The following is a 26174-nucleotide window of genomic DNA, read 5'->3' as shown; positions in this document are numbered from 1 at the left end:
GTGATTACTCCGGCCAGGAAAGCAGGTTTTCACCCCGCCACATGGTGTATTTGCGCTCTCCGCCAGCCCCGATTTTGATGCTTTGTTCACCGAGTGGTGCAATCTTTTCAAATGCGGCAACCAGGTCCTCCGGCAGCGGTGTGTTGGCATCATGCAGAATCAGAGCGTCCCAGCCGAGCTTGTCGACCGGCCCGGTCCAAAGGGTGTACTGGCTGGCATGAGCCTCTGTGCTGTCGGGCCATTGGTAGGTCTGTGGGTTGCCCGGAACATAAAAGGCAGTTGCCGCAGGATAATCGCGCAGGGGGGAGAGGATAAAGGTTTCATCCGCTCGCGGTTGTTTCTGCAATCGTTCTCCCACATCTTTGCCAAGTTGTTGCCAGCCCTTGAATGGCGCGGTCGGATCTTTCTCTCCCAGTGGCAGGAAGCCAAGCTGCAGGATGAAGGGGAGCAAGTACGCGATGAACGTCAGGGCGATTCCCAGCTTGACGCCGCGTGGGAACCAGCTACGCAAGCCGTTGAGAAAACCGGCACCGATTTCACCGCAGCCCCAGGCTGCGAGCAGCAGCATTCCTGCCGGGTAGAAAGTCGCAGGCCAGTTCGGAGCAACTCCCAGCTTATAGCCGACGCCGAGATAAGCGATCAAGCCGATAGCGCTGAAGAAGAAAAGAAATTTCGTCTGCTTCTGCCAGCGGAAGCAGCGCAGCAGCAAGGAAAAGAATAAAAAGATCAGCAACAGCCAGGTAATCGGTGTCAGCATGGCCAGCTGGGCAAACAGCTCCTTAGCATAGCTGATCAGGGTCGGTGTGCTGCCAGTTGTCGCAACTTTGAAGCCGGCCCAGTGGTGCTGATAGTTCCACCAGAGATTCGGCAGAATGCAGAGAATAGAGCCGATGGTCATCAGCCAGGGCCACTTTTTCACCAAGTGACGGCGGTCGGCAGAGAGCAGCAGGTAACCAAACATCAGCGCCGGGAAGGCCAGCATCAGTTGCGAACTGAGTGCGCCCAGGGCAATCATCAGCATGGTCGCCAGCCACCAGAAGGTTTTCGGCTGCTCGTTATCGAGAGTCCGCCAGAGAGTATAGAGCGCCAGTGACCAGAAGCAGAGCAGCAGTGCTTCTGTGTTCATGGTCAGGCCGATGGCTGCCGTCAGCGGGGTAGCCAACCAAGCGGCAACAGCCCAGAAAGCGACTTCACCGTTGAACATGCGGCGGCCACAGAAGTAGACGCCGACCAAACCGAGCCCGCCGAAAATGACAGCGGGGATGCGCACCGCCTGAGCGCTGACGCCGAGGATAGAGGCCGCAGCAGCATTGATCCAGGCAATCAGTGGCGGATGGCCGTGGTAGCCGAGATCGAGATGACGCGACCAATCCCAGAAGTAACTTTCCTCGGCTGAGAGATCAAGGGGGGTGATGTAGAGGTAACCGAGCCGGATCAGGGTGATGCAGGTCAGCAGCATCAGGAACATGCTGTCCCAGCGGAAATTTTTCTTTTTCGGTTCGGCCGGGGCCGCTGCGGCGACGGGCTCTTCCCCGTCGGAAGCTTCTTCTGCCTCTGCTAGCTCATCCTCAGCAGCTTCATCAGTTTCCTCGTCTGTCTCTTCGTCCTGGTCTTCGTCATCCTCGTATTCATAGTCTTCATCATCAGGATCCTCCAGGTCGTTATCCGACTCATCTTCCTCTTCAACCTGGTCACTGCCATCTTCAGGCTCTTCCTGTTCATCAGCAGCATCGGTTGCCGGAGTTTCCTCTGTTTCAGCTTTGTTATCGTCTTCAGGGATCAGTTCGGCGTCCAGGATTTCTTCGTCGAAGTTTGGAGCCTTTTTCCCTTCCTCTGTTTCCGGATTATTTTTTGGGGTATCGGTCATGATTGCATTCCATCTTCATTAGTTAAGTGATCCTGCCGAAATTACCCCAGCCAGCGTTTACGATCAAGGATTCTGTTGCTGGTGTGCGCAGTCGTCGGCCAGTGGACAGGTTTCACACAAAGGTTTTTTTCGGCAGTGCTCTTTGCATTGCATCACGATCAGTGCGTGAAATTCGTTGTAGAGCTCGCTGTTTTCAGGGAGATTAGCCATGAAAAAGTCACGAATTTCAGCGTATTTTTCTTTTCCGTGCAGCACTCCCAGGCGGCTGAACAAACGACCGGTGTAGGCATCGACAACAAAGGAAGGAAGATCTCCGGCATAGAGCAGGATCGAATCGGCGGTCTCCGGGCCGACTCCTTTGAGGCTCAGGAGTTCTTCGCGGGCAAGGTTCAGTGGTTGCTGCAAAAGAATGTCGAGGCTGCCTTGGTGGTGATCGAGCAAGTGTTGGCTGAAAAGCCTCAGACGTTCAGCTTTCTGGCGGAAGAAACCGGACGGACGGATAAATTCCTCCAGCCTGGCAACAGGTAGCCCAGCGACAGAATGACAGTCAAGCACATTTGCCTGTTTGAGATTGCCGATCGCCTGCTCGACATTTTTCCAGTTGGTGTTTTGCGTCAAGATAGCGCCAACCGCCATCTCAAAAGGAGTATCGGCAGGCCACCAATGACGAGGGCCATAATAGTCAAAAAGGCGTTGGTAAACAGATTTCAAGTCGAGCATGGCAACATCATTTCAGACAGCAAAAACAACAGCACGCATGATAGACGCTGATGGCGGCAGGGGGAATGCTTTTTTGTGAAAAAAAACGGGGCTGCATTTGCAGCCCCGTGGTGATGCCTGACATGTAAGCTGTGGAACGAAAGAGTATATTATCGACGAGAGGGAAGTACCCCTATTCAATTATCGCTTTTCCGGTATTCTGATTGTCAATTCTGACTTTAAATTTTTCATCTCCGGTCGCCAGAAGGTGTGAGTCCATAATACAGATAACCCCTGCACTGCTGGTGCCGTCCGGGTTAAAATCAAAAGTAATATCAGCGGTGCCCAGACAATTAGCATTGCCACGCAGGACCACCGTTGCAGGCAAACTGGAATCTTCACCGGTCATTACTACTGTACTGAAGGACGTGCTATTTGAAGCACGGTTTCCCTCCAGCACCTGATAACATACCGTAGCGTCATCATCATTTAGGTCAAAAACGACTCGGTATTCGCGATTCCTTGCTGCTGATTGGCTTTGCCCCAACCTTAATGCCTGTAAAACTTGTTGCGATACCTCTCGGTAGTCGGCGCGGCTGAGCCATTGCATAAGAGGGGGAAGAGAGAGCCCTGCTAGAATAGCCAAAATAGCTACGGCCACGACCAATTCCATTAGGGTGAAGCCTTTATTGTCGGTCAACATGTTATTGCCGCTCCTCGTCAACTAGTGAAAGGCTGAAAGACTGCCTGGCTTGAGCGTCTTCGTTGTCTGCAACGGTGACTTCGATCTCGTAGATTGCACGAGGGGTGCTCTGGGTGACGCTCCATGTCAGAACACCACTGGTTGCATCTATAGCCATCCCTTCCGGGCCCTTACTTAGTCGATAATACAAGGCATCATCATCGGGATCATCAACTTCGACCTGATAAACATATTGTGCTGACATCAGCGGCGGTGGTTGGGAAGTAATTACGGGAGGCGAGTTTGGGATAACCATTCCCAGCCCCTGAAAGGTAGCTCCACTGGTGATTCCATCGTAAGCAGTCACCGCTAGCTGCACTTCTGTTCCTTTGGTCAATAGCTCACCGGGAAGGGTTGGACCAGTTACCTCTTCTTGAATGATGCCATTGATCTTCCACTCGTAACTGTAGTCGATTGGATCATCATCATAATCTATTGCAGAAGGAATAACGGTCAAATCTTTTCCAGCCTCCAGCACCGGGTCTTCAAATTTGACAGCTGCAATGGAAGGAGGGCCATTTTTTACCGTAGTCTCAGCTGTCAGCGAAAAATTTCCACAAGTGACTGTTAACTCTATGATATCTCCTTGCCGAAACGTCTCTCTATCAAGTGAATCGGTAGTGTAATCGGCCATTATCTGGCTGTTGACAGACCATTGGTAACTGATTTCTTCATTACAGTTTCGCAATAACGCTTCTGCATGATCGGCCGATGTCAGAGGAACCGGCTCTATGATGAGATCCAGGTTAGCCTCGTTAGAGCCGATTCCCTCCTTTATGGATACCTTATCCAGCTGAAGAGCTTGTAAGGCAGAGGCCGGTTCTCGCTTTTCGGATTGACTAGACTGGCTATTGTCCTGACAGGCAGATAGCAGAAACACTGAGGCTAACGCCAAAAAAAGGGCAGAAAGCTTCATGGTTTATTCCATCATCCAGTAGATGGGAACTGCAGTCCCACCGCCCTTGGTCTCGCCGCCGCAAAGACCACCACCACAGCCAATTAGAGCGCTGGAGGTGCCATCCTCACGTACGACAACAACTGCGCCGGAAGGAATTCCCGAACCGATAGTTTTCACCCGGTCGCTGCGGCGTAGGATCTTTCCGCCACCCGCTATGGCACGCTCATTCTCATTTTCAGCGTAGGAATCTTCATCAGCAACATCGTTGGTCAAGTCGAAATTGAATACCGCTTCACCTGTTTTGTAATCTACCGCATAAAGTCTGCCGATACCCAACTGCCCTTGTTCGCAAGGATCATCCGAAGGGACGTTGGCGGTAAAGGTCGTGTAGTAGGCTACCTTATTGAAAACAATCGGGTTGGAGAGGACTTTTTCTCCATCCAGCAGATCGAGTTTGATGAACCAGCCATAATTGCTGGTGCTGCTGAGGGCTAGCAGAGTTGAGTTGACTACACCTATACCAGGGCTGGCAGATTGCAGGTTATCTTCGGTTACGTTGACCAGGTGCTCTTCGGTTCTTGCCGAGGTAATATTCCCCCGGTCGTACACGGCATAAAGGCGATCAATCACTGCTTTGTTCAGCGGGTGGGCGCGGTCGCCAGTGCCGAAATAAACACCAACGTAGCCAGGCTCTTGAACAATTGACGGACGATAGAAAATTTTTCGACCATTGGTTGCCGGATCCTCATCGCTGTTGGCAACATCGCTGGGATTGGCGCTGAAAATTTTGGTGGCATCCCATGCGCTTGTTGATGTTTTGTCACCGATATCGAAACGCCACATATTGCCGCCAGTATCTCCTGAGTAGAGTCGGTCGATATAGCCGTCAAAATCAGAGTCGAGCGTAGCGATGGTTGCGACAAAAGAATATTTCGGATTGTTACCAGGATCGTATGCATCGAGATTTGAGTCTTCACGGTCGGCATCGTAAACGTACTCCCAGAGTTTTTGCGGACTGGTGTTTACTGCAACAGTCGGCAAGAAGGGAGAAATTGTCGGGTAGCTGACAGTCGCTAATTCAATGACATAGATCCCTCGTCCCTTTGGATTGACCTGTGCACTACTACCAGAACTGGTCACGTCGTTGGCATCCGCGGTCGGCAAAATTGTTGACGTCGCCGTAGTTGTGTTGTCCGGGAACAGTTGGGTGTTGCCAAAGCGCAGGTCTTCGTTATTGTCGTAGCCTGCACCTATAAAAGCGACGATCTTGTCACTGCCGTTCAGGCGGATTTTGCCGATGACTGCATCAGACCAGGTCTCGCCCAATTCTGAGAATCCGGTCGTTGTCGAGTCGATCTCCCAGAGGAATTGTGGGGAGAGTGGATTGGTGACGTCGAGCGCATAGTAGGATCCGCGACTGGTTGCTGCATCGAGGGTATCGATGCCGCCGCCACGTCGCATGCTGACAACCATGATGACTTTGTCGTTGGCACCCGCATCAGTGACCCCGGTCGGATCAGTGTCGCCACTCTCAGGTCCTGGGCCGATATTACCGTCACCATCATAATCAAAGACATAAAGAGCTGGACTACCATCCATAAAATATTCATGGATTGCGTTGTTGCCCAGATTCTGCAAGTTAGGCAGAACCGATGGCGGAACAAAAGACCAGAGTTCGCTGCCGTTCGCATCGCTGAACGCATGCAGTTGGCCGTCGTTGCTGCCGACATAAATAACGGTTTTGTTGACATTCGGATCAGCTTCACTGCTGAGTGCATAACTGTTGTAGGTCTGGATCGCCGGTTTGGAGTGGAGAATATCACCCATCACCCACTCCCGGCCAACGCTGGGATTGATCCCGTAGACGTCGTAACCGTAGACGTAGTTGATGATTTCATCTTTGCGGACATCGGATGCAACATCAAAGTCGGCAAAGGTCAATGCGGTATTGCTTGTCGTCAGGGCATTGCTACTGTCGGTGAGGGCCGCTGTTGTACCAGTGTAGGTGTAGATATTGCGGGTCGATAAAACCCGATTGTTCAGGATGCCCCCGATGCCCCCTTCCTCAACGTTGCCTGCGTCTGTTGCAGTTCCCCAGTAGGACACAGATTCCGGCAGGAAGGCACCGTTGGCGTCAGTCGCTTCGTTGCCGTTTTTATCCAGTACTTCTCCGTTATTGTCGAGGCCGAATTTTTTCAGGTTGCCATACCAGTCGCCAGTGATCTGTGGCTTGAAAAAGCCAAGATAGATGCGTTGACCACTGTAAACTTTGTTTTCCGGGCTGGTTGGTACCACCGGAGCGACAAAAGCGGAACTCTGGTCGAGAACTTCGCCGATAATCGCCGAGAGGGCACTCGTTAGCTCTTGGTATGATGATGCCAGGTAGGATTTCCCTTGCCCGGCATTGGCTCCCTGGCCGTTGTCGGCGGTGTCTTGCAGCAGGTCAACAGCGTCGCTGTCACCTCCTCCCAGGCCGAAGCCGATAGTATAGGTTTTAACGTTCTGGGTGCCGTTGAAGTCGGACAAGTCGGTGTTGTACAGGTACCAGGCAACATCGTCGAGGGAATCGTCGTCGCCATCATCGCTCCTGCCGTCACCGTCGCAATCGACGTTGTCATCGCCGCCGCAGCTTAGGCTGGGGACGCTGCTATCGGAAGTCGCCATACCGTCGGTCATCAAGATGATATAGTTCGGCTGGCAACTGGCAGTGATTGGCGAGGTGTAGGAACCGGAACCCGCAAAGTATTTATTGCCGCCGCTGAAATAGCGCATCGCTTCGTACAGGGTTTCGCCAAGCGGGGTATATCCCGAGGCCGGCATGTTGGAGGCGATGTCTACCAGAGCTTCCCGGTTGGTGGTCGTGCCGGTGTGAATCTCATCCATATTTTTGATGGTTGTTTCATAGTTCTGGCCATCGACCGATACAGTCATGAAAGTGCCGCCGGAACTCGAGTTAAAGCGCATGATGCCGAAATTGACCCCGCCCGTGCTCTCGATCAGGTCAGAGACAACGTTTTCGGCGACGTCGTTTTTGCGTTCCTGGGTCGTCGAGCAGATTTGGGTGGAGCCACTGTTATAGTCGTCGCCGGAGCCCGAAGCGCCGCCACCTGCATCGCCAATAGTGACCAGGCTATACCAGTCAACCCAGTTGCCAGTGGCGTAATAGCGTGAGCTTCTGGAACCATCGCAGTTGCCGTCTTCGTCAAAGCGGACATCATCAACAAGTGTACCTTGCTCACTCAAGGCGTCTTCCTGATCATTGCAATCGATATCCGAATAATCGATGTTTTCAACTCTGTCCCATTGGCTGCAGAAGCCATTCTGGTCCCACTCATCGTCGCGGCAACGGTAAACCTTGTTGCGTTGGCAAGCCTCGGCAGCCCATGGCGGATCCCTTCTGCCACCGCCATCACCGCAGAACTCACTCGAGGTCATGGCGGTGTAATCGGTGTCTTTGTTATAGCCGCCGGAGCCGACTTCGCAGGCGTCACCGATACCATCGCCGTCACTGTCTGCTTGGTCGGCATTGGAGGTTACTTTGCAGTTATCGGTATCGTCGGTGACACCGTCGCCATCAGTGTCGGGGAAGGTTGTGTTGTCATCACACAGATCGCCGATACCGTCGTTATCGGTATCGGTCTGCGTGGCGTTGGCAACCGTCGGGCAGTTGTCGGACTCATCGATAACCCCGTCCGAGTCGACGTCTGGCTGGCAGACTTGAACATCTATCTCATCATCCATACTTCCCGAGGTGTCGAAAACGATCAGCACATTTGGTTGCAATGTAACTGAAGCACCCCCGTATATAGCGGTATCGCCGATATAGGAATCTTGGGCGCTGTAACCGACCTGGGGAAGCAGGAGCAGCATGCCGAATATGATAATCAAAGGGTTGTATTTCATAACTATTTCTCCTTTCGGGGGATTCGTACTAATCCTCAGAATTATCATTCAGGCTGCTTTTGTGGATAGTCTTTTGCCGAAGGAAATTCAGGTAATTCCCTGTGACCCAATCCTTCCCTTCTCCTGGATCCAGGCACTGGCCATTATCACCCAAGTTGCCAGTCCAGGTTCCTTCTTGCAGTGCCAGGTAGGCTTCAGCACAACGGATCTGACGAACCGTCTGGAAGCGCTTACTCGGATACCAGATTTTTTTCCGTTCACTGCGTTTGAAAATACCCTTAGTGTCGAACGGTCCCTCGTAGCTTACATCCTGATCGTAAGCAAGAAGGTTTTCTGGGCGTTTGTCGGCATGAGCACCGATGACGAGAACAAAGAGTAAAAACAGAAGAACGAAGGATAGTTTTTTCATGTCAATCTCCATGCTGACTGGCATTTTATTTAGGTACAATTTTGGCAAATTGCGACCTCAACTCGGTACGCGAAGGATTGTTGGTGTTGATTGGGAACAGGCCGACAGCATTGCCAACATAATTACGTGCTTCAAACAGGGATGCATCCGAGCCAGAGCCGACAGGCGGAGGTCCCGCATTGATAAAAGTGACGGAATTGCGATCATCCGTGGTGGTAATTGTACTTGCCTCCAGGCCGCCATTGCCCAGCTCAATCAGATTGCGGTGAAGAGTTGGGGTTGCAAGTGACGTGTTTTGGTCGTTGTAGAGATCAACCGTTCCTGAAAAATCTGAAGCACTCCGCATGGAGTATTCTAAGGCGCGGTCGGCAACATAAAAGCTTTCCTGCTTATTGCGATAGTTTCCAGAAATTTGAATTTCTGTTGTCGACGTTGACATCAGTACTGTCCCGAGAACACTCATGATTGCCAGCAGGAGCATCGCGATAATTAAGATTGAGCCCCTTTGATTTTGAACCAGCGGTGTCAAATGGTGCGGAGCTTTTTGGGGGATTTGTTTTATCAACATAACCTTCGCTTTCTCTGTGATCAATTGCGCAAATAGGTGATGCTGGAAAGGCTGCGTGCGCGGACCTGACCGTCAAGTTGTCTAGTGGCATTGGCCGTCAAAGTGACACGCACTGCCCGAATATCCTCCAGTTGGGCAGCCGTTGGTGCTGTTACTTCAGTGCTATCCTCAAGTAGGTAGTCGAATGCGATGCTGGCGATATCGTTGACGATAATATCGGGACCGGTTTCATCTGCGTCAAGAGTACCACTTCCGTCATCATCGTTGTCACCATCGTTGCGGCGCAAGTCGGTACCGTTTAAATCCCAAACGATGGTTGATGGATCAGGAGCATCATTAGCATCGTTGACCAAAGCAATAATATCTCCCTCTTTGTACTGTAAGCTGGTGGTATGGGAAAAGTTGCCGATGGTTATGGTTGGTCCCGTTCTGTCAACCGCGGTCACCAGCAGTTCATTGTTGTTCGAAGCGTCATTGACTGGGTCGAAGGGCTGGGCGCCATCCTGAGGGCGGATAATTCTGACAGTGTCTCCTACCTCGAAACGATCGACACTGGTTGGGACATTGATGTCGAACTGCTGCGATGTTTCAGCTAAAGTAACTTCTTCATCGTCAGCAATTCGAGCAAAAGCATAAAAGGCCGACGCTGTCACCAGATTCAAGGTTGTTGCGTTTGAGCCGACAGCAATCCCTGTTGTTCCTGCGGGAACCAATGCCTCTGCCATCTTGATATCTTTGTCGATCAGATTTAAGGACACTCGCAGGTTCTGCTGAACATCAACTAGGTTTTCCTGGTTTACGGTGGTCTTTTGTGTTGATGAATAGGTTGCATACATGCCGACAATTGCAAGCCCGGCTACAACCGTAACAACCAGAAGTTCGACTAGCGTAAAGCCTTTATTATTATTGATAACGCAACGCATATGACTCCTTGATTCGCTTGCTTACAGGTTATAGCGTTTGAAGTTTGTCAGGGTTATGGTTCTCCCTGAATTCTCCTGCACGTTGACATCAATCCTGGAGAGACCGGTAATCCCCTGCCAGTCCACTGTAACGACCCAGTTGGCTGTAAAGAAGCCGGCCCCCTGAAGTCTCAGGGTTGTCGCATCGCCATCGCCATCAGAATCGTTTGGGTCAATGCTAACAACATTAGTACCGGCTGTTCGGAACAGCGGATTATCGCTGGGGAGAGACATAACTTGCTCCATCACTCCTTGCGCCATAGCGGTTGTCGATGTGCGAAGGTTTGATCCAGAATTATATCTGATCGCGTTGATCTGTAATCCTGCAATTGCAAGCAGACCGACGGAGAAGATCGTCAGAGCAATCAGCACTTCTACCAATGTGTAGCCGTTGTCGTTTGCACATCTGTTCGACATAATACATCCTTTTTGCGAACGCAGATTTTGTTAGGCTTGATACTTAAAGCAAAGCATGTGCCAGCTTGGGGCTAGCTATAAAGGAAGCTAAAAAGAGGCAAGAAGCGCTTGTGAAGCCATTTCTGCAGGTAGAGAGTGCACAATTTGCATTTTTATATATGCAACTTGTGCACTCTCTGAAAACGAGGAAATTTGTATGTTAATTAAGATTTGTTTGGAAGGTGCCTGCGTCTTCTTTGCCTAAATCACCTCAGATGCTACAAATAAAAAATGATACAGAGAATTGGCTACTAAAAGATTGTGTTTGACCAATTAATTTATATTGCTAGGCCATATCAGGTCTAAATTGATACTTAGGCTTGATGTGAGAAGGGGTGAAGAAGCTTTTTTAGCCGAACTGGTTAATCATTTCTTCCACCACCGCGAACATGCCGATGCCGGTTGGACAGGTGCGGTCACAGCGGCCACAGGCGATGCAGCCGATCTCACCCCAGCGCTCGACATCGGCGACCAGCTTGTGGTGAATCCGGCGGCGGGTGCGCAAGGCTTCGGTGCCGAGGGGGTTGTGGCCGCTCGCTTCGCGCATGAAAGCGTCGAGCTGGCAGGAATCCCAGACCCGGCTGCGCTCGGTTTTGCCATCGCGGATCCGGTCCTGCACGCAGAAGCAGCTGCAGGTCGGGCAGACCAGATTGCAGCCGGTGCAGAGGATGCAGCGGTCGGCTATTTCCTGCCAGAAGGCATCCGGAACTTTATCTTCTCTCAGCAGGCGACTTGCCGCCTTTAGCAGGCTGTCGGTTTTTGGTTCCGCGGCGCGCTGATCAATTTCCGTTCGTTCTTTAGCTTCGCTGTCCGGGAAGGGTGCCAATAGCGTTTTACCTGCTGCCGAATAGGCGCAGCCGAGCCAGCCGTCTGCTGTCGCAATTAGCTCCAAATCGCAGTTTTCTCCGGCTGGGGGCAGGTAGGCGCTATTTTCACCAGCAAATCCAGTCAATCCGATCAGTAGACTGTTTTCTCTTTTACCCTGGTAGATATCATCCGCCGGTTCGCAGAGAAAGAATCGATCGAGAAATGCGATCGCGGCCAAGTCGCTGCGCTCCAGGCCGAACAGGGCCAATGGCTTTTCAGCCGGGTGCGGTTGTTCCACGGAACCATCAGGGTTGATGCTAAGCAGCAATTCTGCTTGCGGGAACAACAGGCTGGTCGGTTTGCGCTGCAGCAGCGGCCCGCAAAGCGAAAGTTCACCGCTGCCGTAGCGGCCGAGCTGGCGGGTGCCGTCCGGCAGCTTGAGCGGCACCTGTAGATCGTACTGTTCCGCTAAGGTTTCGAGCAGTCGCAACAAGTCTTCGCGTTTGAGGGATTTCAACATGGCTCAATCCTCACCGCGCAGACTTTGAACTCGGGGATGCCCGATTCCGGGTCGAGGGCGTTGTTGGTCAGAGCGTTGGCTGCCCCTTCGGTAAAATGGAAGGGGATGAAAACTTGTCCGGCCGGGACCTTTTCAGAAACCAGGGCGCGGCAGGTGATGCTGCCTCGAAGACTGCTGATTCTGACCTGTTGCCGTGCGAAAATAGCCAGCTGGCTGGCATCGTCCGGGTTTATTTCGACGAAGGCAAAACGTTCTTCGCGGTCAAGCAGGTGGCTGCGACGGGTCATGCTGCCGGTATGCCAGTGGAAATAGCTGCGCCCGGTGTTGAGCAGGAAGGGGAAATCCCGGTCCGGCAGTTCATGTGGTGCGCGGTAGTCGACCGGGCTGAACCGGGCTTTGCCGCGCGTGCATCTGTCGATGTGCAGAATCGGCGTGCCGGGATGGGTTTTGTCCGGGCAGGGCCACTGCAGACCATGCCCCTGTAGGCGGTCGTGACTGATGCCACCGTAACTGGGTGTGAGAGCAGCGATTTCAGCCATGATTTCGGCGGGATTTTGATAATCGCTTTTCAGCCCGCAACGCTGTAGCAGCTCACAGATGATCTGCCAGTCGGTACGCGCCAGTCCCGGTGGCTCTGCGGCTTTTCTGCCCAGTTGCACCCGGCGCTCGGTTGAGGTGAAGCTGCCGTCCTTTTCCGCATAACAGCTCGCCGGCAATACCACATCGGCGAAAGCGGCGGTTTCGGTGGGGAAAATATCGATGACGGCGAGGAAGTCGAGCCGCTCCAATGCTTTTTTCACCATCCCCTGGTTGGCGTCAGAAAGCATCGGGTTTTCCCCCAGAATCAGCATGCCGCGAACTTCTCCCGTGGCCGCCGCTTCGATGGCGTGGGTCGACATCAGCCCTTTTGTTTCCGGTAGTTCACAGCCCCAGGCGGTGGAGAATTTCTTCCTTGCCTCAGGATCGGCCACGTTCTGGTAGCCGCTGTAGACATCCGGCAGCGCGCCCATGTCGCAGGCTCCCTGCACATTATTCTGGCCGCGCAGCGGATTAACGCCACTGCCCGGTTTGCCGAGATTGCCGGTCAGCAGCGCCAGGTTGGAAATGGCGCGGACGTTGTCGACGCCGTGACTGTGCTGGGTGATGCCCATGGCATAGACGATCATTGCCCTGTCGGCCTCTGCGTAGAGGCGGGCGGCCGCGATAACCTGCTCTGGTTCCAAACCGGTAATTCCGGCAACATATTCAGGTGTGTAGCTTTCGAGCTTTTCAGCAAAGGCGGCAAAATTCTCGCAACGCTGCGCGATAAAGTCTCGATCCTCCAGGCCGTCCCTCAGGATCTGCCGCATCATGCCGCTCAGCAGGGCGACGTCGCTACCGTTCTGCTGGCGCAGGTGCAGGTCGGCATGTTTAGCCAGGCGAATTTTGCGGCTATCTGCGACCAACAGCTTGGCACCACGCTGTTTGGCCTGCAGGATGCGACTGCCGATCAGCGGGTGCTGCTCGGTGGTGTTGGAGCCGATGACGAAAACCAGTTCAGTTTCATCGAAGCAACTCAAGCTGTTGGTCATCGCCCCGGAGCCGAGGGTTTCGACCAGCCCGGTGACGGTCGATGAATGGCAGAGGCGGGCGCAGTGATCGATGTTGTTGGTGCCGTAGCCGGCACGGGCCAGCTTTTGCAGCAGGTAGTTTTCTTCGTTGCTGACCTTGGCTGAAGAAAGGAACATCAGGCTGTCGGGACCGTGCTTTTCAGCGATGGCTTGCAGCTGATCATGTACCAGGTCGAGCGCCTGTTGCCAGTCAGCGGACTGGAGTTCGCCATCGCGGCGGATCTGCGGCACCGCCAAGCGGTCGGGGTGATCGACAAAGGCATGAGCGTTCCAGCCTTTGACACAGAGCTGCCCCCGTGTCGTCGGGTGCTGTCCGGCCGGTTCGACGCCGGTCAAGCGACCATCGTCATCGCTGAGCAGGTAGAAGTTACAGCCGGTGCCGCAATAAGGGCAGGTAGTGAGCGTCGCTGTCATAGGGCCCCGCGCAGATGCTCGACTTCTTCCAGCCAGAAGATCGGGCCGTCGCAGCAGCAGGTCAAATGCTCGATGCTGCAGTGGCCGCATTTGCCGATACCACAGCGCATCTGTCGCTCCAGTGACAGCATGATCTGTTTTTCGCTGGTCAGCCCGAGGCGTCGCAGCTCGGCGATAACCGGCCGGTACATGGTCGGCGGACCGACAACCACAGCACAGCTGTTTTCCGGCTGCAGTACGACCTCGTTCAGCAGCTCGGTAATCAGGCCGGTTTCGCCGTCGAAGCAAGAGTCGGCCGGTTTATTGTCAACGGTGTAGCGGCAGCTGAAGTTGTCATCAATCTGCCAGCTGTCCAGGTCGCGACGGAACATCAGGTCCTGCGGTGAGCGGGCACCGTAGAAAATCTGTACCGAGGCAAACTGGTCGCGGCAATCCTGGCAATATTGAATCAGCGAGCGCAGCGGCGCTAACCCGCATCCCCCGGCAATCAGTAGCAGTTGTTTGCCGCGAAGTGATTCCATTTGAAAGGGACGACCGAAGGGGCCGCGGATGCCGATTTGTGCACCCGGCTGAAGACTGTGCAGGGCGCTGGTCAAGCTGCCGGCTTTGCGCACGCCAAGCTCGAAGTCGCCTGTGCGGGTCGGAGAACTGGCAATGGAAATTGGTGCTTCGGTGAGGCCGGGCAGGGATACCTGTACGAACTGCCCCGGTTGATGCTGCAGTTCGCTGCCGTCGAGCAGCTGCAGGCGGAACAGCTTTTCCTGCGGCGTCAGTTGTTCGACCGTCAGCAAGCGACAGGATCGGGGGGTGTAGATGGAGGTTTTGGCAACAACTGCAGTCATGGCGGCTCCGTAAAATAACGAAGCCCCATACTAACCGATTGCCGTATACGCCAAAAGGAGAATGTTTTCAGTCGCCGCTGTTTTGTTCGAGCAGTTCGACTAACTCTTCCGGCGGTAGTGGGCGGCTGAAATAGAATCCCTGCATCTGGTCGCAGCCTTCATCGCGCAGGTAGTTCTGCTGTTCCAGCGTCTCCACACCTTCGGCGATAACCTTGTGCTTGAGGCTGCGGCCGACGCCGATAATCGCCTGGGTGATGGCACCGTCCTCGGTGTCGAGGGGGAGATCCTTGATGAAAGAGCGGTCGATTTTCAGTTTGTCGAAGGGGAAGCGCTTCAGGTAACTGAGGCTCGAATAGCCGGTGCCGAAGTCGTCGATCGCCAGGTGCAGGCCGAGGGCTTTCAGCTGCTGCATCAGCACCAGGGCTGATTCTTCGTGCTGCATAACCGCGCTCTCGGTCAGTTCGAGTTCCAGCATTTCCGGATTCATCCCGGTTGCTGCCAGGATTGTTGCAACCTTTTCGTAAAAATCGACGTGATGCAGTTGCAGGGCTGAGATGTTGACCGCCATGCGCAGAGGTGGCAGTCCCTGTTCTTGCCAGCTGACGCTCTGCCGACAGGCGGTTTCCAAAACCCAGTTGCCGATGTCGTTGATCAGACCGCGTTCTTCAGCGATCGGGATGAAAACGGCCGGCGACATGTTGCCGTGGGTCGGGTGCTGCCAACGCAGCAGTGCTTCGACGCCGATGACCTTGCTGCTCTCCAGATCAAGCTGGGGCTGGTAGTGCAGGCGCAGTTCGTTGTTTTCCAGCGCGTGCTGCAGATCGCGCTCCAGGTTCAGGGCTTCAAGGGTCTGCGCGTTCATGTCTTCAGTGTAGAAGCAGAAGGTGTTGCGCCCGGCATTTTTGGCGTGATACATGGCTGAGTCGGCGTTCTTCAACAAGGATTCGAAATTGTCGCCGTCATTCGGGAAAACACTGATGCCGATGCTGATGGTGAGACGGAACTTCTGTCCTTTGACTTCATATGGGGTGGTTCCCAGTTCAGTGACCTTCTGGGCGACGTTGGCCACGGCACGTTCATCTTCCAGGTCGGCCAGCAGGATGACGAATTCATCACCGCCAACCCGGGCGACGGTGTCCTCTTCACGCAGGCAGGTTTTCAGCCGCTTGGCGACTTCCTGCAACACGCCGTCACCGACCGAATGGCCGAGGGAGTCATTGATGTTTTTGAAGCGGTCGAAGTCGAGGAACAGGAATGCACTTTTGCTGTTGTTGCGGCGGGCACGGGCAAGGTTCTGCTCGACCCGGTCTTTCAGCAGATTGCGGTTTGGCAGGCCGGTCAGTGAGTCGTGGTGGGCCAGGTACTGGATCTCTTGCTGGGCTTTTTTCCGCTCGGTGATGTCACGCAGAATCCCCTGCAGGTAAATTTGCCCTTCCAGTTCGATCAAACGTGCACTGATTTCGGCCGGGAAGATAGTGCCGTCCTTTCGCAGGCAGCGCTCCTCGAACAGGTGAGATCGCTTTGTCAGGAGTTGCTTGCGCTGTTCGGCCGATTTTTCCCGATCTTCTGCCGGGCGCAGCGCCGTGACATTGAGCGTCAGCATCTCTTCCAGGCTGTAACCGAACGCTTCCAGTGCGCGGTTGTTGACATCGACAACCTTTCCTTCCCTGTCGCAGAGCATGATGATGTCGTTGGCGTGCCTGGTGATCTGATGGAAACGTTTCTCCAACAACTGTTTGTCGAGCTGGGACTGGTATTTTTCCGCCAGCAAAGCGGTGCTGATCTGCCGCCACCAATAATAAAGGCTCAGCCCGGCGGACGAGACCAGGGCGATAACCAGCAGGGAAATCTGCCAGGCAAGCTGATTGATCGGGGCGTAGATCTCCTCCCGATCTATTTTCGCAACCAGGTACCAGGGGGTGCCAGCCACTTTTTTGATATAGGACAGCGCCGGGATATTACGATAATCGCGGTGCTCCAGGACGCCTTCTTTGCCCTGCCTGATCATTTCCGGTGGCGTGACCCGGTCGGTCGGGATGGAGATCTTGTGTTTGTGGTCTTCCTCCGCGTGGCGCCGACCGCTGAGGCGGATGACACCGCTGGGTGTTGGTTTCAGCAGGACGGTTTCCGCCGTTTTACTGGCAGTCGGCCAGCTCTCTATCAGTGGAAAGAGGAACTTTTCAGGAACCAGCCGCAGCACGATCGCGCCGCTCGGTTTTCTCGCTTTTCCCGCCAGCATCGGAATAATCAGGTCGAGGTGGATATGGTGGTTGAAATGTTCATGCTCATGTTCTTCATCACGATGATGCTCATGATGATGAGCTTGGATGCGTTCCAGTTCTTCCGGGTGCTGTGCGGAAATCTCGGCAAATTTGCTCTGCTTGGTCGCTAAGGCGTCCAGTGCTGCTTTCCTGGTTGTTTCACCGAGAAGCCACTCTTCACCAACGCTCAGCAAAGTGTTGGCTTGGGTATCGAGCAGGGCGACAGCATGATAGTCGTAGGCTTCCAGCAGAGCGGTCAGGCGGGAGAGGAATTTCTGGTAAAGGCCATTTCTGGGTGAGCCGTTCAGGATCCAGGCTTCCAGCTGTTGGGCAATGATCGGGTTGTTGAGCAGCAGCTTGGCATCATCCAGCTTTTCTTTACGCCATTCGCTGATCTGATGAGCTTTCAGGGTTGAGATGGCGATCAGCTCATTTTGCCGGTCGGCTTTGATTTTGGCCGTCTGATACTGGTAAACCCACCAGCCGCCACAGGCGATCAGCAACGCCAGAAAGCAGAATCCACCGAGCGCGATCCGGTTGACGTGCCCGGCACTTCTCCATTTGCGGTCAGAGAAAAAACTGCTGATTTCGTTTTGTTTGTGGCCTGTTTGCTGTGTTCCCATAATGTAACTTTGATAAAGCGGAAATGGTAAAAAATAATCCAACTTTATAAAGATACGTTAATTTTTTTTGCGGAGCAAGCCTTTGCGTAAACATTGCAATAAAAGTTGGATCAGGATATTTGCAGCTGGCTTTTTGCCAGGCGGCCAAGGGTTTCAATTGCCGCTTCGACGCAGGGATCCCAGAAGGCAGCATTCAGGCGCACGCAATTGCGATATTTTCCTTCCACGGAAAACAATTGTCCTGGAGCGATGGTGATACCGACCTGCTTGCTCTGCTCGTACAGTTTCAGCGAGTCGATCGGCTCCGGCATCTCGACCCAGAGCAGAAAGCCGCCCTGTGGCTGGGACACGCGGGTGCCAGCGGGAAAACAACGGCCGATGGCATCGGCCATCTGCGCCGTCTGCCGGGTGTAAACGCGACGGATCGAGCGCAGGTGGTGCTCGTAGCCGCCGTTGGCGAGAAATTCAGCGATCGCCAGCTGAGTCGGCGTCGGAGTGGCGACGTTGGCCAGCATTTTACTCCGCTCGATCTTTTCCTGATAACGACCGGCGGCGATCCAGCCGACCCGGTAGCCGGGGGCCAGGGTTTTGCTGATCGACGAGCAGAGCAGCACGTTACCGGTTTTGTCGAAGGATTTGGCCACCGATGGACGTTTGTCGCTGAAAGAGAGGTCGCCGTAGATATCGTCTTCGATCAGTGGAACCTTGTGCCGTTCCAGCAGCTGCACCAGCTTCAGCTTGTTTTCGTCCGACATCAAGCTGCCGAGGGGATTGTTGAAGTTGGTGATAACGATGCAGGCCTTTACCTCGCCACGGTTGCGGTCGAGAGCGAACTCCAGCGCTTCCAGACTGATGCCGCCGCGCGGCGAAGCGGGGATTTCCAGCGCTTTTAAGCCAAGGTCTTCGATCAGCTGGAGAAAGTTGAAATAGACCGGCGATTCAATGGCGACCACGTCGCCCGGTTTGCACAGCACTTGCAGCGCCAGCACGACCGCCTCGACACAACCGGAGGTGGTGACGATCTGCTCAGGGCTGAGGGTGCAGCCAGACAGCAATAAGCGCTGGGCGACCTGCTGGCGCAGCCGCAGGTTTCCGGGTGGCAGGTCGTAAGAGACGGATTGCAGAGCGAAGCGGCGGGTTTCGCGGGTCAGCATGCGGTTCAGTTTTTCGATCGGCAGCAGTTCCGGGTTAGGAACCGCGATGCCGAGCTGGAGCAGTTTCGGGTCGAGCAGGTCGCGCATCACCAGCTGGTAGATGTTGTCCATGCTGACTTCGGCCGGACTCAGGGTTGGCCGGTCGAGGACAGGTTCGGTCGGCAGCTCGGGCAGCCTAGCGCGGACATAGTAGCCTGATTGCGGGCGCGCTTCGAGCAAACGACGATCTTCCAGTTGGCTGTAGGCCTCTTTGACCGTGTTGATACTGACCTGCATCTGTTTGCTCAGCTTGCGGATCGACGGCACCCGGTCGCCGGGACGCAGCGTGCCCTGCTTGATCAGAAAGCTGATTCGTCCGGCGACTTCCTCGTAAAGCGGTTGCCTGCTCTGTTGCTGTTCGCTCTGTGCCAGCATCTTCTCACCTCTCGCCTGAATCCAGCCAATTTTTCTGCTGCAGCAGATTTAGCATTTCGCCCTGCCTGCAACCAGACACAGTTGCCTGTGAGGTTTCTGGGTACAGTTGCTGTCAAGTCTATCTGTGACGGTTACAATAGTAAAGCCCTGTATCTTGTGAGGAAAACTGAGACAGATAAAATAGTGGCGAATAAACAAGGCAACCAAAGGGGGCTGTGATGGAAATATTACTGGCAAAAAATGAACTGCTTGATCTCGGACATGAACTGAAAGGCTTGAGTATTTTCTGCCACAGCGGTCGCTGCTGGGTGACACAAAGTGGAGATGGCAGGGATCATATCCTGCACAGCGGACGTAGTTTCAAAGCGAGTAACGGGAGGCGTTTGATCGTCACCGCGACCGAGGATTGCCGCTTGATGCTGCTGGGGGAAGAGCTGGAATTCAAATACGAGCCGCTCTGGCAGCGTCTTCGCTGTGGTCATTGAAAAAAACGGGCCCGGTTTTCGCCGGACCCGTTTTTGCTCCTGCTGTCAGTCGAGGTGACTGTCGAATTCGTGCGGATGTTTCAGCACTTCGTCGTAGCGGATGGCGTAGCCGTGGGTCATTTCCCGGCAGTTGCTGATATCCCAGCGTTCGCAGTGGCGGTCAACTTCAACCTCAATCATACCCGGCTCGAAGCCGATCACCCTGCCTTTGCTCTGGTTGAGGAGATTCTCCACCCAGATCATCTGTCCGTCATCAAATAACTGCTGCATTCCCTGATAATCTGTTCTGTTCATAGTGACTCCTTTCCGCGTGCCCTGCGGCTTTGGCGGAAGGCGTAGACTTTTGCCATCAGGCACGCGCTCTACTGATTTTATTATACTGTGATTGCTGGTTGTAGATAAAGGTGCCGGCTGGAAGTTCTTAGGGGCACCGGCTATACTGGCGCAAACCTGTGCAGGAAGGAGTTAGAGATGAAAGTTATTGTCGATCTGGGTGTGGTTCCGATGGGGGTCGGTGTTTCCGTCTCCAAGTATGTTGCAATCTGCCAGCAGGTGCTGGAAGAGGCGGGGCTGAAAACCCGCCTGCATGCGTATGGCACAAACATCGAAGGCGATTTTGACGCGGTCTTCGCGGCGATCAAGAAGTGTCACGAGCAGGTGCATGCCGCCGGTGCGCCACGTATCAGCACCACCATCAAGCTCGGCACCCGGACAGATCGCGAGCAGTCGATGGAAGACAAGCTGCAGAGCGTGGCGGAGAAGAGGAGTCTCTAAAAATCGAAATGCGCTTGCGGGGTTGAGGCGAACTGGTAGTTTGCGCGGCCTTTGCCTTTGGCTTGGTACATCGCCTTGTCGGCGGTTTTCAGCAACTCGTGGCCGGTGCTGCCGTCTTCAGGGAAGATGCTGATGCCGATGCTGGCGCTCAGTTTCTGCCGGTAGGTGTCCCGTTCCATCTCGTGGGTCAGAGCTTCGCAGATCCGTTCCGCCATCACCTCGACCAGCTGAACATTATCGATATCTTCCAGCAGCACCAGGAACTCGTCACCACCGAGGCGGGCAACGGTGTCGCTTTCACGGACGGTGTTCGCGAGACGCTGGGCAACGTCGATCAGCACCAGGTCGCCGTGGTCGTGGCCGAAGTTATCGTTGATTTCTTTGAAGTGATCGAGGTCGATGAAAAATAGAGCCACCTGCTTACGGCTGCGTTTTGCCTTGCTCAGCGCCTGCTTCATCCGGTCTTCAAACAGCAGCCGATTTGGCAGGTTGGTCAGGGCATCGTGGTGGGCGAGGTGGTGCAGGCGCTTCTCATTTTCGCTCAACAGCTCTTCAATTTTCTGTCGTTCGGTGATGTCGCGGGTGACTTCGATTGCCGCGTAAAGTTCGCCGTCGCTGTTGTAAAGGGGCGATGAAAGGACTTCGATAATGCGGATCTGCTGATTCTCGTCAAGATGGTTGTGAATTGTTGAAACCGGCTGGCCGGTCTCTTTTACCTCTTGCAGTGGGCAGGGGTGAGCGTCTCCGCTGCAGGGAAGCTTGGAAGCGTGGGAAATTTCATGACAGCTGATTTTGTCCTGCGCGAGCAGCTCGGGAGATACCTGCCTGGCGGCCGCCTGGTTGAACTGCAGCACCTGATGGTCAAAGTTGATGACCATCAAGGGATCGGAGACGCCGTCGATAACCGATTGCAGAAAGTCGTTGCGATCGGCCAGCGCCTTCTCTGCCGCTTTCCGTTTGCTTATATCGCGGATAATTGAATAGATCAGCGAACGCCCCTCCACCACGATGGGACTGCTTAATATTTCTACCGGGCAGATGTCCCCGTTCGCTTTTCGGTGGGGGATCTCAAACTGCTGCAGATCACCAGATTTGATCTGCAGTGTTTTCTGCTTGATTTCTTCAGGTGAAAGCTGGTTGATCTCGCCGATGTTCATCCCTTGCAGGGTTTCTCGCGGATAGCCATAAAACTCGCAGGCTGCCGGGTTGCCATCCACAATCAGCCGGGTTTCCGGATCGATCAGCAGCATGACGACCTGATTCTCTTCAAACAGCACCTGGTACTGTTGCTGCCGTTCGCGCAGCTCGGTTTCAATTTGCTGCCTCTCGTTCAACTCATCTTCCAGCTGGCGATTTTTCTGTTTGAGCAGCCTGGTTTTCTGCTTCACCAGTCGACGGGTCCAGAGGGTGGAGAGCAGCAGAAGCAGCAAGAGTGCGCTCAGGCCGTACATCAGCCCGCTCAGCCATTGTGGCATCTGCGTCGCCAGTTTTTCGCCCAGCCACTTTTCCAGCAGCTGGTAATAGATGGACGTGGTCGAACTTTTCCAGTCAGCCAGAGAGCTATCAAACTGCTGTTTCAGCTGTGGAGGGGCGGTTTTTGCGAAGGCAGGACGGACCTGGATCGGTTTGATCAGGATCGGTGCCGGCTGCACGCCGTATTCCTGACGATGCTTGATGCCAAAGAGGCGACCAACCATTGCTGCATCGACTTCGCCAGCTGCCAACTTGATAAAAGCATCGCGGTAGCTGGTAACTTCGACGTAATCGATTGCGACCCCGAATTTGTCAGCGACCTGGCGCAAGCCCTGCTCACTGATGTAGTAGACATCACCAGCCAGAACGGCCAGTTTTTTGCCATTCAGCTGCAGGATCGAGTCGATCTGTGAATTGTCGGTGCTGCGGCGATAGACCTGTCCCCAGCTGGTAAAAACGGTTTCTTCGGCAAAATTATATTTCAGGGCACGCTGTTCGGTGTAAGCGATAGCTGGGAGAACGTCGATGCGGCCGTCCTCGAGCATTTCAAGGCAACTGTTCCACTGGCATGGCTGGATTTCCAGCTTCCAGTTGTGCTGCTTGGCTATCTGCTGCAGCAGGTCGGGAAAGAGGCCTCCGGCTTGGCCGTTAGCATCGATAAAGGTGAGCGGGGGATTGCTGTCGATGCCGACACGAACGGCAGCAGACGCCGTGCCGAGTGGCAGCAGGAGCATAATCAGGAAGAGGAGTATCCGGTGCAACACATGTCCCCCCGAAGCGGCACAGGAAGATTAAATTATCGAGCTTGAAAATAATAGAATAGAAAACCGGCATTATGCCGGGCATTTGCTAATAAAGTCAACGGCGCCGCTGGAGATTGGCGAGCTCGTCTTTCAGTTTGTGATAATTTTTCAGTCGCGAAGCACTGAGCCGTCCGTCATCTACGGCGGCACGAACGGTGCAGCCGGGTTCAGTTTTGTGGGCGCAGTCACTGAATTTGCAGCCAGTTGCCAACTCTTCGATGTCGGTGAAAGATTCCGCCAGGTCTTCCTCCTCACCCCACAGGTGAAGTTCGCGCATGCCGGGGTTGTCCATCAGGATGCCGCCTTCTGGCAGCAGGAAGAGTTCACGGTGGGTAGTGGTATGACGGCCTTTACCGACAGCGTCACTGACTTCGCCGATTTTCTGTCGCTCTTCACCGAGCAGTCCGTTGAGGATGGTCGATTTACCGACCCCGGAGGAACCGAGCAGCGCCAGGGTGCGTCCCGGCTGTAGGTAATCGAAAAGGAAATTAAGTTGCTCAGGTTGCTTCGCCATACAGGAGTGGACGGGGGAATCTCCAGCGATCTCGCGGACCTCCGCCAGGCACTTTTCTGGATCATCACAGAGGTCGGCTTTGTTCAGAAGGACGACCGCTTCGGCTCCGCTGCCGCCAACCAGTGTCAGGTAGCGTTCGATGCGGCGCAGGTTGTAGTCGCGGTCGAGGCCACAGACGATCAACACCAGGTCGACATTTGCGGCGATCACCTGCTGTTCGACTCGGCCACCACCTTTGCCTTTACGCCGTCCAGGAAGGTTGCGGGCAAAGGAGCTTTTTCTTTCGAGCAGGGCATGAATCTGTCCGCGCTCATCCGGTTGTGGCTCCACTGCCACCCAGTCGCCGACGACAGGCAGGTCACCCCGGCCACCGGCGCGATGGCGCATCTTACCGGCGAAACGGACGGTCAGTTCGCCTTTTTCGGTCCAGACGCGGAAATAATTTTTCTCTCCACGTATCACCCGTGCCGGAAGGTAGCCATGGCGCTGCCATGCGTCAAACTGGTCTGCAAAAAACGGGCTCCAGCCCCAATCCTGTAAATTCATGGCGGTAAGATTAACAGAAATCCTTGTCGGCGACGCAATAAAAAAGGCCGCCAAAAGGCAGCCTTTTCAGTTTTGTTCTTCTTCCAAATTTGCCTATTCGGCAGCTTCAGTCGTTTCCTCTTCTGTATCCTCGTCTTCTTCAACCGACTTCTTTTTGCCGAACAGGCGGGCGACGATGATGCCAACCTCGTAGAGGATGATGAACGGCAGCGCGATCGATGTCTGCGAGAACAGGTCGGGTGGGGTCAGCACCGCACCCATGATGAAGGCCAGCAGCAGGGCGAACTTGCGGTTGCGGGCGAGGAACTTGTGATCAACCACACCCATGCGGGCGAGGAAAAAGATAACGATCGGCAGCTCGAAGACCAGGCCGAAGGCGATCAGCAGGCGACTGGCCAGGGTCAGGTAAGAGCCCATCGACAGCATCGCGCTGATTCCGCCGATCTCGGTACCGTACTTGACGAGAAAGGCAAACACCATCGGGAAGACGAAGGTGAAACCGAAATAGGTGCCGGCACCGAAACAGAGACTGCTGAAAAAAACGAAGGGAATGACCAGTTTTTTCTCGTGGGCGTAAAGGCCGGGGGAGATGAAACCCCAGAGCTGCCAGACGATGATCGGGAACGCGACCACCAGGCCAGCCAGCGCGGCGACCTTCAGCAGGGTGAAGAAGGGCTCGGTGGCGTTGATAAAGACCAGTGAGCTGCCTTCCGGCAGGGCATTGCGGACCGGCTCGGAGATCCGCTCAAAGAGTAGCTCGGCGTAACTGTAGCACGCGAGGAAAGCAACCAGCCAGGCGCCGGATGCGATCATCAAGCGCTTGCGCAGTTCCTCCAGGTGAGTGCCGAGGGGCATGGCGCCGTTGGTATCAGACATCCTGCTTCTGCTCCTGTTTCGGCTGTGGCGCCTCTGCGGTCAGGACTTCTTCTTCAAGCTGCCGCTCGATTTCGGCATCTTCTTCAGCATAGCGTGCTTGGGCCGCCTTGGCTTCGGCAATCGCTTCAGCGTTCCCTTCCGGCTCTGGTGCAGACTCCGGCTCGGCTGCAACTTCAGCTTCAGGTTTCAGCTTACCTTCCTGCTGCAGCTTTTCCTGCGTCTGACGCACTTCTTCAGCACGGATTTCGACTTCCATGGTATTTTTAAACTCGTTGGTCGCCCGCTTGAACTCGGCAAATCCTTTACCGAGTGATCTGGCCAGATCGGGGAGCTTTTTCGGCCCCAGCACGATCAACGCCAGTGCGCCGATCAACAGCATTTCGGTCATTCCGATTCCGAACATCTACTTCTATCCTCTCACTCACAAAAAGCGCTATTTCCGGCTGTGAAAATCAGCCACTTTAACCCGGCGAGAATAGCCCCTTCCCCGGTTACTGTCAAGCGCTCACGGTGGGGGAAAAGATTGACAGAACAAGGGGTTTTGTCTAGTATTCGTGCTTCGCTTTGTATACACCTGAAATTGTGGGATAGATGTGATGGATCAAGAGCAATTGAAACAACAGATCAAGCAGCTGGCGGCCGAGCGCAACGCCCTGCTGATGGCGCATAACTATCAACGCGACGAAGTCCAGGAAATTGCCGATGTCACCGGCGATTCGCTGGCGCTGTCGATGGAAGCGGCCAAGACCGACAAGGATGTGATCGTCTTCTGCGGTGTCCATTTTATGGCTGAGAGCGCCGCCATTCTGGCACCGGAAAAGACCGTTTTGCTGCCGCGAGAAGACGCCGGCTGCCCGATGGCCGACATGATCACCGATGAGCAGCTGCGCCAGTTCAAGGCCGAGCATCCGGATGGCGTGGTCGTGACCTACGTTAACTCGACCGCCGCGGTCAAGGCGGAGAGCGATATCTGCTGCACCAGCTCCAACGCTATCAACGTGGCCCGTTCGCTCGAGGCCAAAAAGCTGTTGATGGTGCCGGACCGCAACCTCGGCCGTTTCATCGCCAAGCATGTGCCGGAGAAAGAATGCATCTGCTGGGAAGGCTACTGCCCGACTCACGACCGGCTCTCGGTCGAAGAAATCAGGCAGGCCAAGGCCGAGCATCCCGATGCCGTCTTCATGGCCCACCCGGAGTGTACCCCGGAAATACTGGACATGGCCGACCACATCTGCTCGACCAGTGGCATGTATGAGTACGCGAAGACGAACCCGGCAAAGACCTTCATTGTCGGCACCGAAAATGGCATCCTCTGGCGGCTGAAGGTAGAGAACCCGGAGAAAGAATTCATCATGCCGAGTCGGCGCTTGGTCTGCCCGAACATGAAGCTGACCTCGCTGGAGGATATCCTCAAATGCCTGCAGACGCTGGAACCGCGGATTACTGTTGATGAAACGACACGGGAAAAGGCGAAGCAGAGCCTCGATCGGATGCTGGCGGTACCGCGGGATTAAACACAGTGCAGTAAAAATGGGTTAGTATGTTGAAGGGCGT

22 protein-coding genes are annotated in these 26174 nt (G+C 54.5%); 3 read left to right on the top strand and 19 right to left on the bottom strand.

Annotated features, from left to right (window positions below; genetic code table 11):
- Positions 1-4: 4 nt before the first annotated feature.
- The 14 genes from BUB13_RS10625 to BUB13_RS10560 form a co-directional block, all read right to left on the bottom strand.
- Positions 5-1867, bottom strand: a complete 1863-nt coding sequence (locus BUB13_RS10625; RefSeq protein ID WP_072908735.1) for a glycosyltransferase family 39 protein — start codon at positions 1865-1867, stop codon at positions 5-7.
- A 63-nt stretch (positions 1868-1930) separates the two neighbouring features.
- Positions 1931-2587, bottom strand: a complete 657-nt coding sequence (locus BUB13_RS10620) for an endonuclease III domain-containing protein (RefSeq protein WP_072908734.1) — start codon at positions 2585-2587, stop codon at positions 1931-1933.
- Between the two features lie 172 nt (positions 2588-2759).
- A complete protein-coding gene (locus BUB13_RS10615) occupies positions 2760-3269 on the bottom strand; it encodes a prepilin-type N-terminal cleavage/methylation domain-containing protein (protein WP_072908733.1) in 510 nt (169 codons plus the stop codon).
- 1 nt (position 3270) lies between these two features.
- Positions 3271-4224: a putative Ig domain-containing protein gene (locus BUB13_RS10610; protein ID WP_072908732.1), complete on the bottom strand. Its 954-nt coding sequence runs from the start codon at positions 4222-4224 to the stop codon at positions 3271-3273.
- Between the two features lie 3 nt (positions 4225-4227).
- Positions 4228-8109: a thrombospondin type 3 repeat-containing protein gene (locus BUB13_RS19435; RefSeq protein WP_072908731.1), complete on the bottom strand. Its 3882-nt coding sequence runs from the start codon at positions 8107-8109 to the stop codon at positions 4228-4230.
- Between the two features lie 28 nt (positions 8110-8137).
- Complete coding sequence (locus BUB13_RS10600) at positions 8138-8518, bottom strand: hypothetical protein (protein WP_072908730.1); 381 nt, start codon at positions 8516-8518, stop codon at positions 8138-8140.
- 25 nt (positions 8519-8543) lie between these two features.
- Positions 8544-9086 carry a pilus assembly PilX family protein gene (locus tag BUB13_RS10595; RefSeq protein WP_139249353.1) on the bottom strand — a complete coding sequence of 181 codons (543 nt, stop codon included), beginning with the start codon at positions 9084-9086 and terminating at the stop codon, positions 8544-8546.
- A gap of 20 nt (positions 9087-9106) precedes the next feature.
- On the bottom strand, positions 9107-10009 hold the full coding sequence (locus BUB13_RS10590) for a prepilin-type N-terminal cleavage/methylation domain-containing protein (RefSeq protein WP_072908728.1): 903 nt from the start codon (positions 10007-10009) through the stop codon (positions 9107-9109).
- A gap of 21 nt (positions 10010-10030) precedes the next feature.
- Complete coding sequence (locus BUB13_RS10585) at positions 10031-10465, bottom strand: type IV pilus modification PilV family protein (RefSeq protein WP_072908727.1); 435 nt, start codon at positions 10463-10465, stop codon at positions 10031-10033.
- A gap of 388 nt (positions 10466-10853) precedes the next feature.
- On the bottom strand, positions 10854-11831 hold the full coding sequence (locus BUB13_RS10580; protein ID WP_084092009.1) for a 4Fe-4S dicluster domain-containing protein: 978 nt from the start codon (positions 11829-11831) through the stop codon (positions 10854-10856).
- Positions 11825-13855: a formate dehydrogenase subunit alpha gene (fdhF, locus tag BUB13_RS10575; RefSeq protein ID WP_072908726.1), complete on the bottom strand. Its 2031-nt coding sequence runs from the start codon at positions 13853-13855 to the stop codon at positions 11825-11827. The genes BUB13_RS10580 and fdhF overlap by 7 nt, the downstream gene beginning before the upstream one ends.
- Entirely contained in the window at positions 13852-14697 is an 846-nt protein-coding gene (locus tag BUB13_RS10570; protein WP_072908725.1) for an FAD/NAD(P)-binding protein, read from the bottom strand. Before BUB13_RS10570 ends, fdhF begins: the two co-directional genes overlap by 4 nt.
- A gap of 67 nt (positions 14698-14764) precedes the next feature.
- Complete coding sequence (locus tag BUB13_RS10565) at positions 14765-17581, bottom strand: putative bifunctional diguanylate cyclase/phosphodiesterase (protein WP_072908724.1); 2817 nt, start codon at positions 17579-17581, stop codon at positions 14765-14767.
- A 110-nt stretch (positions 17582-17691) separates the two neighbouring features.
- Positions 17692-19149 carry an aminotransferase-like domain-containing protein gene (locus BUB13_RS10560; protein ID WP_072908723.1) on the bottom strand — a complete coding sequence of 486 codons (1458 nt, stop codon included), beginning with the start codon at positions 19147-19149 and terminating at the stop codon, positions 17692-17694.
- Between the two features lie 218 nt (positions 19150-19367).
- On the opposite strand from BUB13_RS10560, the gene BUB13_RS10555 reads away from it, so the two are divergent.
- Complete coding sequence (locus BUB13_RS10555) at positions 19368-19634, top strand: DUF2917 domain-containing protein (protein ID WP_072908722.1); 267 nt, start codon at positions 19368-19370, stop codon at positions 19632-19634.
- 45 nt (positions 19635-19679) lie between these two features.
- On the opposite strand, the gene BUB13_RS10550 is transcribed toward BUB13_RS10555, so the two are convergent.
- Entirely contained in the window at positions 19680-19928 is a 249-nt protein-coding gene (locus tag BUB13_RS10550) for a hypothetical protein (RefSeq protein WP_072908721.1), read from the bottom strand.
- A 177-nt stretch (positions 19929-20105) separates the two neighbouring features.
- Between BUB13_RS10550 and BUB13_RS10545 the strand changes: the two genes are divergently transcribed.
- Positions 20106-20408 (top strand): MTH1187 family thiamine-binding protein, encoded by a 303-nt coding sequence (locus BUB13_RS10545; protein ID WP_072908720.1) that lies wholly within the window; start codon positions 20106-20108, stop codon positions 20406-20408.
- On the opposite strand, the gene BUB13_RS10540 is transcribed toward BUB13_RS10545, so the two are convergent.
- The 4 genes from BUB13_RS10540 to tatB all read right to left on the bottom strand — a co-directional run bounded on the left by BUB13_RS10540 (position 20405) and on the right by tatB (position 25023).
- On the bottom strand, positions 20405-22642 hold the full coding sequence (locus tag BUB13_RS10540; protein ID WP_139249352.1) for a diguanylate cyclase domain-containing protein: 2238 nt from the start codon (positions 22640-22642) through the stop codon (positions 20405-20407). The two genes, BUB13_RS10545 and BUB13_RS10540, sit on opposite strands and share 4 nt — an antisense overlap.
- 97 nt (positions 22643-22739) lie before the next feature.
- On the bottom strand, positions 22740-23744 hold the full coding sequence (rsgA, locus tag BUB13_RS10535; protein WP_072908718.1) for a ribosome small subunit-dependent GTPase A: 1005 nt from the start codon (positions 23742-23744) through the stop codon (positions 22740-22742).
- Positions 23745-23837: 93 nt separating this feature from the next.
- Positions 23838-24620: a twin-arginine translocase subunit TatC gene (tatC, locus tag BUB13_RS10530; RefSeq protein WP_072908717.1), complete on the bottom strand. Its 783-nt coding sequence runs from the start codon at positions 24618-24620 to the stop codon at positions 23838-23840.
- On the bottom strand, positions 24613-25023 hold the full coding sequence (tatB, locus tag BUB13_RS10525) for a Sec-independent protein translocase protein TatB (protein WP_072908716.1): 411 nt from the start codon (positions 25021-25023) through the stop codon (positions 24613-24615). Before tatB ends, tatC begins: the two co-directional genes overlap by 8 nt.
- Before the next feature lie 193 nt (positions 25024-25216).
- Here tatB and nadA point away from each other — a divergent pair, with 193 nt between their 5' ends.
- Positions 25217-26134 (top strand): quinolinate synthase NadA, encoded by a 918-nt coding sequence (nadA, locus tag BUB13_RS10520; RefSeq protein ID WP_072908715.1) that lies wholly within the window; start codon positions 25217-25219, stop codon positions 26132-26134.
- The last annotated feature ends 40 nt before the right edge of the window (positions 26135-26174 follow it).

Source organism: Malonomonas rubra DSM 5091, assembly GCF_900142125.1.
Classification (GTDB): domain Bacteria; phylum Desulfobacterota; class Desulfuromonadia; order Desulfuromonadales; family Geopsychrobacteraceae; genus Malonomonas; species Malonomonas rubra.
This window is presented reverse-complemented; position numbering and strand designations above follow the sequence as displayed.

What these genes read in the sequence shown, in the direction of transcription:
- BUB13_RS10585 (WP_072908727.1), bottom strand. Translation starts at nt 10,465, where the DNA reads ATGTCGAACAGATGTGCAAACGACAACGGCTACACATTGGTAGAAGTG.
- BUB13_RS10620 (WP_072908734.1), bottom strand. Translation starts at nt 2,587, where the DNA reads ATGCTCGACTTGAAATCTGTTTACCAACGCCTTTTTGACTATTATGGC.
- tatB (WP_072908716.1), bottom strand. Translation starts at nt 25,023, where the DNA reads ATGTTCGGAATCGGAATGACCGAAATGCTGTTGATCGGCGCACTGGCG.
- tatC (WP_072908717.1), bottom strand. Translation starts at nt 24,620, where the DNA reads ATGTCTGATACCAACGGCGCCATGCCCCTCGGCACTCACCTGGAGGAA.
- BUB13_RS10600 (WP_072908730.1), bottom strand. Translation starts at nt 8,518, where the DNA reads ATGAAAAAACTATCCTTCGTTCTTCTGTTTTTACTCTTTGTTCTCGTC.
- BUB13_RS10565 (WP_072908724.1), bottom strand. Translation starts at nt 17,581, where the DNA reads ATGGGAACACAGCAAACAGGCCACAAACAAAACGAAATCAGCAGTTTT.
- BUB13_RS10625 (WP_072908735.1), bottom strand. Translation starts at nt 1,867, where the DNA reads ATGACCGATACCCCAAAAAATAATCCGGAAACAGAGGAAGGGAAAAAG.
- BUB13_RS10595 (WP_139249353.1), bottom strand. Translation starts at nt 9,086, where the DNA reads ATGTTGATAAAACAAATCCCCCAAAAAGCTCCGCACCATTTGACACCG.
- BUB13_RS10545 (WP_072908720.1), top strand. Translation starts at nt 20,106, where the DNA reads ATGAAAGTTATTGTCGATCTGGGTGTGGTTCCGATGGGGGTCGGTGTT.
- nadA (WP_072908715.1), top strand. Translation starts at nt 25,217, where the DNA reads ATGGATCAAGAGCAATTGAAACAACAGATCAAGCAGCTGGCGGCCGAG.
- BUB13_RS10560 (WP_072908723.1), bottom strand. Translation starts at nt 19,149, where the DNA reads ATGCTGGCACAGAGCGAACAGCAACAGAGCAGGCAACCGCTTTACGAG.
- BUB13_RS19435 (WP_072908731.1), bottom strand. Translation starts at nt 8,109, where the DNA reads ATGAAATACAACCCTTTGATTATCATATTCGGCATGCTGCTCCTGCTT.
- BUB13_RS10555 (WP_072908722.1), top strand. Translation starts at nt 19,368, where the DNA reads ATGGAAATATTACTGGCAAAAAATGAACTGCTTGATCTCGGACATGAA.
- BUB13_RS10580 (WP_084092009.1), bottom strand. Translation starts at nt 11,831, where the DNA reads ATGTTGAAATCCCTCAAACGCGAAGACTTGTTGCGACTGCTCGAAACC.
- fdhF (WP_072908726.1), bottom strand. Translation starts at nt 13,855, where the DNA reads ATGACAGCGACGCTCACTACCTGCCCTTATTGCGGCACCGGCTGTAAC.
- BUB13_RS10570 (WP_072908725.1), bottom strand. Translation starts at nt 14,697, where the DNA reads ATGACTGCAGTTGTTGCCAAAACCTCCATCTACACCCCCCGATCCTGT.
- BUB13_RS10550 (WP_072908721.1), bottom strand. Translation starts at nt 19,928, where the DNA reads ATGAACAGAACAGATTATCAGGGAATGCAGCAGTTATTTGATGACGGA.
- BUB13_RS10615 (WP_072908733.1), bottom strand. Translation starts at nt 3,269, where the DNA reads ATGTTGACCGACAATAAAGGCTTCACCCTAATGGAATTGGTCGTGGCC.
- BUB13_RS10590 (WP_072908728.1), bottom strand. Translation starts at nt 10,009, where the DNA reads ATGCGTTGCGTTATCAATAATAATAAAGGCTTTACGCTAGTCGAACTT.
- BUB13_RS10610 (WP_072908732.1), bottom strand. Translation starts at nt 4,224, where the DNA reads ATGAAGCTTTCTGCCCTTTTTTTGGCGTTAGCCTCAGTGTTTCTGCTA.
- rsgA (WP_072908718.1), bottom strand. Translation starts at nt 23,744, where the DNA reads ATGAATTTACAGGATTGGGGCTGGAGCCCGTTTTTTGCAGACCAGTTT.